Source organism: Microcoleus sp. AT9b-C3 (genome assembly GCF_036705485.1).
In the GTDB taxonomy this organism is placed as follows: Bacteria; Cyanobacteriota; Cyanobacteriia; order Cyanobacteriales; family Microcoleaceae; genus Microcoleus.
Map to the genome: position 1 here is coordinate 1 of NZ_JAUBUR010000084.1, position 6,700 is coordinate 6,700.

Consider the following 6,700-nt stretch of genomic DNA (forward strand, 5'->3'; position numbering starts at 1 on the left):
AGCCGTGTGCCATGAAAGTGGCAAGCACGGTTCCGAATGGGAGGGAGAGGATAGTAATATCTTCTCTCGACCCTAACTAATATTTTATTCAAATCCCATCGAGGTACTGTAGTGAGTAAGTTGGTAGTGTTGAGTTTTGATAGAAAGCGCTCACCTTATTTGAGTGCTTTCTACAAAATTGACTCAATATCAATGGCTAGCTTGAAATAGTTAGAAAAGTTGTGTGAAGGTATATCTACCATTAAAGCTGAATCATCTTTTCATTCAGTTGACAGTTGACAGTTGACAGTTGATAGAGACCTCTACCTGGAAGGAAGAGGATTGGAGTAATGAATAGTCTTCTTTTAATTTCTCCCGCTTAGGGGAGAGGCTTTCAACCAATTCTTTCTGGTAAATGAATTTATACATCTAGTTTTCGTTCAGTAAACAACTGAGTTGCTCATAAATGTGGCGGAGTCAAAAAAAGAACAATTTATTCCTCCATTTTTCACTTAAACCGATAATTTAAACAGACAAATTGAGTCAATTTACCCCACGGCAAATTCAGTAAATTGACGCACGTAAGGAGCTTTAAAAGCTAAAACAATATCTTCTTTAGGAACTCCAGCAGCTACCAACTCATTCGCTACTCCTGCTTCCGTTCTATCCCTCTGAATCCAGATTTTTCCATTTTTTATATCAACGTGAATTACACAGCCGTAAACCCGTTTTTGCTCGTCCCAGCCCAAATGAAGCACTTGATAATGCTCCCGTTCAGTGTCAAAAAGTAATTGTACTTCTGTCTCAGTATCTAGGTCATTCCCGGAGTGTTGAGACAAAATTGTTTGAACTAATTCTCCGTAATTTATTCTTTCCATAAAACTATCTCCTCTTTAATAGCTTCAAAAATGAGTAACTTGAGTTCATGTTCAGCGATTAATTCTTGAATAAATCGATTGCTGAAAAAATCATTGTACACATCTTGGTTTATTGCCAAATACAAAATCCTATTTGGTTGTTTTTTTCGGAGGGCGGAACGATAGCTGAGAAATTGACCTAAAGCTATATAAAAGCTAGCTAAATCTGATGCCCCAACAAAAGACTTAATCTCTACCGCAATCTTGAAACCATCTTTCTCGGCTGCGAGAATTTTCTCCCCTGCTAAGTCGATAAAAAAATCCAGTTCCTCTACTTTGATAAAGAGAGGATCGTGAGTAATTATCCATCCCTCCTTTTCTAAGGCTGAACGAACAGCATTATGAAAGATATCTTTAGCTGACATATATAGTAGAGTAGCAAACTCAAGAATTTTATTTAATTCTGCTAGCTGCTCTTAATTGAGAGAGGGCCGCGTCATTCCGTCATCATATCATCACAGCGAATCCTGATCGCCCTCCAAAACTTTCCCGCTATCCGCCTCACCCTCGATAAAGCAATAGCAGGCAAAAAACAATCGCCGGCAAGTTCGATGTCCACGATGCCCACGTGTTTAGCGATGGCCGCATCTGCTTCAACTATTGAAGGAGGAGGCTTGCTCACCTTAGAGCAAGAAGAAGCTAAACATCCCTTTGGGCAACAGGCTTCAGCAGTTACCTGCATACCGGGCTGTTCCCCTTCTCGATCGACAACCTCTCGAACAACACCCTCTAAAAACGAGATCGTCCCACTTAGTCACACTTAAACAGTTCGCGATCATCGCACTCCGACTTCTTGAAACCGGGTTTTTTTTACCAAATCTGCGTTGCTCCAATGAAGTATTTTCGTAAAAAATCAGGTCTCTGGGCCCCATGCGTAAGTCCTGGCTCACAATTTACCTGCGGGCAAGGCATACAAAACCTTGCCCCTACCTCCCAAAAATTAATTCAATTGAAAACCATGATGCTGTACATTTCCGAATCTGTTTTGCACTTCATTCAGACGGAGATCGCCAACCATCCGCCCGAACGCTCTGGAGCCATTTTAGGGCCTGTAGGTCAGGTCAGCCAATTATCACCCGCTTTCACTTTGATTTAGACGAAGAAGCCCAGACCAGCAGTGCTAGCTACCTTCCGTCTCCGCAGCTAACTCAGCGGGTGCAGCAGCTAGAAATGATAGAAAGACTAAAGTTTAAAGACGTAATATGCTGTAACTCCGACTAATTAGGTGATAAATAAATGAAAAAGCTAACGCTTATTAGGAGAACGATAAAATTAGCATCTGGCACTAACTAATGATTCAAGCTTTACTAAAAAAACCGCAGGAAAATACACAATTTCCCTTCACGCTCAAACCGCAACAGCAGCAAGCCCTTGACAAATTGAGAACCTTTCTAACCACTACCGAGTCATTCTTCTTGCTGTGCGGCTACGCAGGAACTGGAAAATCCACAATAGTCTTCCAAATTATCCAAGAACTCTTGAGTCAAAGCAAACGCATTGCCCTCACAGCACCTACTAACAAAGCAGTCGGCATCCTCAGAAAAATGGCAGCGTCTCAAGGCATTTTCGGAGTTGATTTTCTGACGATACACCAACTTTTAGGGTTAGGCATGGTCAGAAAAGAACAAGAAAAAGCATTGTCACAGACAAGTTCCAGCAGCCTGCACCTCTACGATATCATCTTCCTCGACGAATGTTCGATGGTTGGAAGCGAATTGTGGAAATGGATAGAACGCAATTTTGAACGCACATTCTTCAATCACCGCAAGCTAATTTTAATGGGCGACCCCGCTCAACTCAATCCTGTAGGAGACAAAAAGTCGCCTGCTTTCAGCATTACCAATAAAGCTGTACTGACCCAAGTTGTCAGGCAAGCAGGGGAAAGCCCTGTGCTCGATTTCATAACAGAATGCCGCTCTTTTGTCAATAACAAAGCCGACATATTTTTGCCGCATTCCAAATACAAAAAAGGAGACAAGTCAAACGGTGCATTCAAAGTCAAATCAGAAACGCTGCTGCAATATGCTGTCAAAACGATCGATCGAGAATTTAGTCAAAATCCCGATCGCTTCAGAATTCTGTGCTGGACTAACAAACGAGTCAAATACTACAATCAGCTTATCCGAGAGCAAGTCTACGGTCAAGCTGCATCCAGATTTGTACCGGGAGAAAGGCTAATTACCAAAAAACCCGTCATGGCACCTGACGGCAAAACCGTAATTTTGCCGACTTCAACGGAATTTACCGTCAAGGAAGTTGAGATTAACCAGCACTGCGGCTATCGAGTTTGGCTGCTAAAACTTGTGACTGATGACGGTTTATTTCGGCAAATCTTTGTCCTGCACGAGTCTGAAAATAAGCGCTACCAGGCTGAACTTAAAGAAAAGCTAAAGAGTGCTAAACGCAATGGATTTCTTTGGAGGAAATATTACTGGTTCAAAGATGACTTGTTTGCTGAAATTGACAATTGCTTTGCTCTGACTATTCACAATTCGCAAGGCAGCACTTTTGATGAAGTTGGTATTGACGGAAGCGACCTTTTCAGCAGATTGTTAATAGGTCAAGATTTGAGCAGGCAACAGAAACTTAAAGAGTACCATCGACTTTATTATGTCGGTGCAAGCCGCTGCCGATATCGGATATTATTTGTTGCCCCCAATGACTCGTACTCAAACAATAAAATTCTCAAGTACAATGTAAACTTCTCAACCAAGAGGTAAAGTCTTCAACCAAGAGGCACATACGTTTGTAGAAAACAGTCAGTAACACTCAACTTTTAAAAAGCTTCTCCATCGGGACTTACGCTGCATGAATCAATCTTTACACTATCTGTAGTAGTAACGTGTGCCATCAGCACCCTACAAGTACAGGACTTATGTAACTGGCACAATTAGTAAGGTGCGCTACTATCCCCAACCCTTGATAATCGCCTTATAACGAAAGTCTGATGCATCCTACAAATCGATTGGAGTCTGCCAGTTGCGTAAGTCCTAATATCAAATAAAACATGGGCTGCTGTTTAAAGACTCAATAAAATTTTACTCAAAACAGAAAACGGTCTCTCGACCGCTACTAATTTTTGTCTGTTAACAGATTTAAGTTTCCCTAATGCAATGTTTTCTATAACTGTAAACGCAGAGCGACCATTGTTTGGCTAAATCTATCCCTCGTTACGAGCGGAAAAATTCACCCACGGCTGATGAGGTTTATCTCTGAGAAACTCACCTTGCCAAGCATACTGAGGCTGTTCTTCTAAAAATTGTTTAGCATTGAATGTTGAGCCGTCCGGATGTCCGTAGCGACCCAAGAAACTCATTTGTTTAGCCATCGTACTATCCGTTACTTTACCATCATTAGCTCCATAAGGATAGTAAGACCCGAATTCTAGAGGATTAAAGGCAGCAGGATCGCGATCGAACCTAGCACAGATGGTGCGGTTTGATGAATTGTGTTCTTTGAGGTAAACATCGTAATCATCGGAAATCATTGCCATTGCAGATTCAATGTTAATTTTCCCGCAATACTCAGCCAGAAGTTGCTCCCAACGCACCCGACGCCCACCACTTTGGAGTAGGTTGGAATACCCTACGTTATCGCATTCTTGATTGCGAATTCTCGGATCTTCAACGACATTACATCCCCAGAAATATCCTTCTTGCTTGCGGGTGATACCGACATATTTTAATCCCAATTCCAGCCGCGCAATCTCTCCTGTGCGGATATCTCCAATTAACCAGCTATTGGCATACCCCCCATTATTATTAACCTGCATTATCTCCATCCATTCATCAAGACTTTGGGCATATTGCATGGCTTTTCTGACTCGATAAAATTCAGGAGCTTTCTTTTCCTCATATCCAGAAAATCCAGCAATGCTGGTTTCGGCACCAATAATTCCAATACCTGTTAAAAAGAAGTCAGTACCGCTGTGCAAAAAACCGGGCGCACTCTGCATTAAAATGCTATTTCCCCGATCTGGATGAATATCCATGACGATATTCGCGGAGTTACTGTTGATGTATGTATCCCAAGTATTGTGAGCTAGAACAATTCCACCGTCTGCGGTTGTTTTGTCACCCGTAGCGATGAAGGAATTGCAGTGATGACCTCGCAGGAATTCTCCGGGTTGTGTATTTTTATGTTGGGGCCACCAATCACCCAACAGTTCTATATTAGCGTTCCAAGCTAAAATCTCTGGATAGGAAATTTCTACACCCGCCTTCAAAGCTCCAGCTACAATTCCCTCAAGCTCAGTTTTAAATTCCCCACCTAACTCGTCCTTGTTTAACCAATGATCGTATAGATCCATTGCTGCTTTCCCCAAGGACTCAAATGTATCTCCTGTATCCCAGTTACTGGTAAATTTAATCGTTTTTAAGGCTTCCTCTAGCTCTTTGGCAAGTAAATAGCCGTGCTGAAACCCTCGTTCAAATGGAGCACCTTCAATATGTAAAAATATCCAACCTGCTCTTTCAAAGCGATAGGCTTTTGATAAGTAGTTTTGTTCGGTTTGATTGAGATGAGCACGAGTGAAAGTCATTGTTTTTCCTTTTAATAATAGATAGGTTAGGGGCAAAGCGGGACGAGAATATGTTGAGACCAAAACCATTGCAGCAATTGCCAACAAATCGGCAAAGTTTGCTGTTTTGACCATTTTTGCATCAATTCCAAGACAGTTTGTCCGGCAACCAATTCTTCGAGGAAGCTGGCGATCACAACGTTTCCCAAATAAGCTACAGGTCGATCTAATCCCGGATGGTGTAAGGCTTTAACTTTCTCAATTAAATTCCCTTGGATGACAGGCGCAAGCATCAGTTTTGCCGCGGGCGACAACTGGATGCGAGTGTTGAGGTTAAAGAGAGAAGTATTCAATTGCCATTCAGTTAGGTTTTGGATCGGGGGCTTATGGGCGCGACTTTGCCAAAAAGAAGTAGCAGGATAAATATCTTGTTCGGCATAAAATTGGGCCGCTGTTTTTTGATTGCGAACGACGGTTTCTCTCTGTCTGTCGCGATAAAAAGCCATCGCGGCATCGGTGCTATCTGGCTGGGTTAAAATTGTGTGTACTGCAATGCTGCCAGTAAAAGCAGACATCATTGCCACTTGTACGCCTTGGGAAGACAACGGATCGATAGAAAGTGCCGCTTCACCAACTCGGATAAAATCTAGCCCTATCGGATTTGTGGTAAAATAAGACGAGGCATCGCAAATCTGCACCGGAGTTTCTAACTTGCCCTGCAAACAGTCTGGGAATAAAGTAGTTTTTGCTAGTATATCTTCATAGAATTTTTGCCGATCGCCTCCTATTTTGGCATACCGCTGCTTATCCAGAAAAACCGCTGCATTGAAAGTACCATTTGGTAAATATGCGCCCCAGAACCATTCATTTGCACCTGCTTCTACGCGACTTTCTGCACCATGAAAACTGGTGTTTTTCCAATAACCGTACAATGCCAATGTCGCCGCAGAATAACGCTGTTTTTTCCCAGATAGGGGGCTGTGTTTTCCCGTCGCATCAACCAGAAACCGTGTTTTGATGGTGTAGTGGCGATCGCCCGAACGAACGGGAACCAACCATTGATATTGTCCTTGCCGTTGGGGACGAGAGACACGTGCCGGTTGCAAAACACGTACCCCGACTTCTTTGGCTGCTTCTAATAGTAACTGGTCAAATCGACCGCGATCGACCTGAAACCCTGATTCTCCGGGGTGCGATTGCCAACTATTGTCCAATGGCACTGAAAAAGGCTTAATCACGTTCGCAGTTTAGCTTTCAAGACAGAGCGAGGTTCCTGCATTCGAGG

Annotated in this window: 7 protein-coding genes; 3 read left to right on the forward strand and 4 right to left on the reverse strand. The window is 42.8% G+C overall.

All coding sequences use genetic code 11. The annotated features are described in order from the left end of the window. Positions 1 to 527: 527 nt before the first annotated feature. Positions 528 to 857 carry a XisI protein gene (locus QUB77_RS31145; protein ID WP_333180868.1) on the reverse strand — a complete coding sequence of 110 codons (330 nt, stop codon included), beginning with the start codon at positions 855 to 857 and terminating at the stop codon, positions 528 to 530. Beyond that, positions 845 to 1,261, reverse strand: coding sequence for a XisH family protein (locus QUB77_RS31150; RefSeq protein ID WP_333180869.1), 417 nt, complete (start codon positions 1,259 to 1,261; stop codon positions 845 to 847). Before QUB77_RS31150 ends, QUB77_RS31145 begins: the two co-directional genes overlap by 13 nt. Before the next feature lie 195 nt (positions 1,262 to 1,456). Here QUB77_RS31150 and QUB77_RS31155 point away from each other — a divergent pair, with 195 nt between their 5' ends. From QUB77_RS31155 to QUB77_RS31165, 3 genes are all read left to right on the forward strand, one after another. Then, positions 1,457 to 1,660 (forward strand): hypothetical protein, encoded by a 204-nt coding sequence (locus QUB77_RS31155; protein ID WP_333180870.1) that lies wholly within the window; start codon positions 1,457 to 1,459, stop codon positions 1,658 to 1,660. 194 nt (positions 1,661 to 1,854) lie between these two features. Further along, on the forward strand, positions 1,855 to 1,992 hold the full coding sequence (locus QUB77_RS31160) for a hypothetical protein (protein ID WP_333180872.1): 138 nt from the start codon (positions 1,855 to 1,857) through the stop codon (positions 1,990 to 1,992). A 196-nt stretch (positions 1,993 to 2,188) separates the two neighbouring features. Beyond that, a complete protein-coding gene (locus QUB77_RS31165; protein ID WP_333180874.1) occupies positions 2,189 to 3,616 on the forward strand; it encodes a DEAD/DEAH box helicase in 1,428 nt (475 codons plus the stop codon). 440 nt (positions 3,617 to 4,056) lie between these two features. On the opposite strand, the gene QUB77_RS31170 is transcribed toward QUB77_RS31165, so the two are convergent. Continuing rightward, complete coding sequence (locus QUB77_RS31170) at positions 4,057 to 5,436, reverse strand: C45 family peptidase (RefSeq protein ID WP_333180876.1); 1,380 nt, start codon at positions 5,434 to 5,436, stop codon at positions 4,057 to 4,059. Positions 5,437 to 5,462: 26 nt separating this feature from the next. Then, positions 5,463 to 6,635 carry a flavin-dependent monooxygenase QhpG gene (gene qhpG, locus QUB77_RS31175; protein WP_333180877.1) on the reverse strand — a complete coding sequence of 391 codons (1,173 nt, stop codon included), beginning with the start codon at positions 6,633 to 6,635 and terminating at the stop codon, positions 5,463 to 5,465. Positions 6,636 to 6,700: the final 65 nt, after the last annotated feature.

Excerpts from the sequence above, each read along its gene's own strand:
- QUB77_RS31145 (WP_333180868.1), bottom strand. The coding sequence starts at position 857 with ATGGAAAGAATAAATTACGGAGAATTAGTTCAAACAATTTTGTCTCAA.
- QUB77_RS31150 (WP_333180869.1), bottom strand. The coding sequence starts at position 1,261 with ATGTCAGCTAAAGATATCTTTCATAATGCTGTTCGTTCAGCCTTAGAA.
- QUB77_RS31155 (WP_333180870.1), top strand. The coding sequence starts at position 1,457 with ATGCCCACGTGTTTAGCGATGGCCGCATCTGCTTCAACTATTGAAGGA.
- QUB77_RS31160 (WP_333180872.1), top strand. The coding sequence starts at position 1,855 with ATGATGCTGTACATTTCCGAATCTGTTTTGCACTTCATTCAGACGGAG.
- QUB77_RS31165 (WP_333180874.1), top strand. The coding sequence starts at position 2,189 with ATGATTCAAGCTTTACTAAAAAAACCGCAGGAAAATACACAATTTCCC.
- QUB77_RS31170 (WP_333180876.1), bottom strand. The coding sequence starts at position 5,436 with ATGACTTTCACTCGTGCTCATCTCAATCAAACCGAACAAAACTACTTA.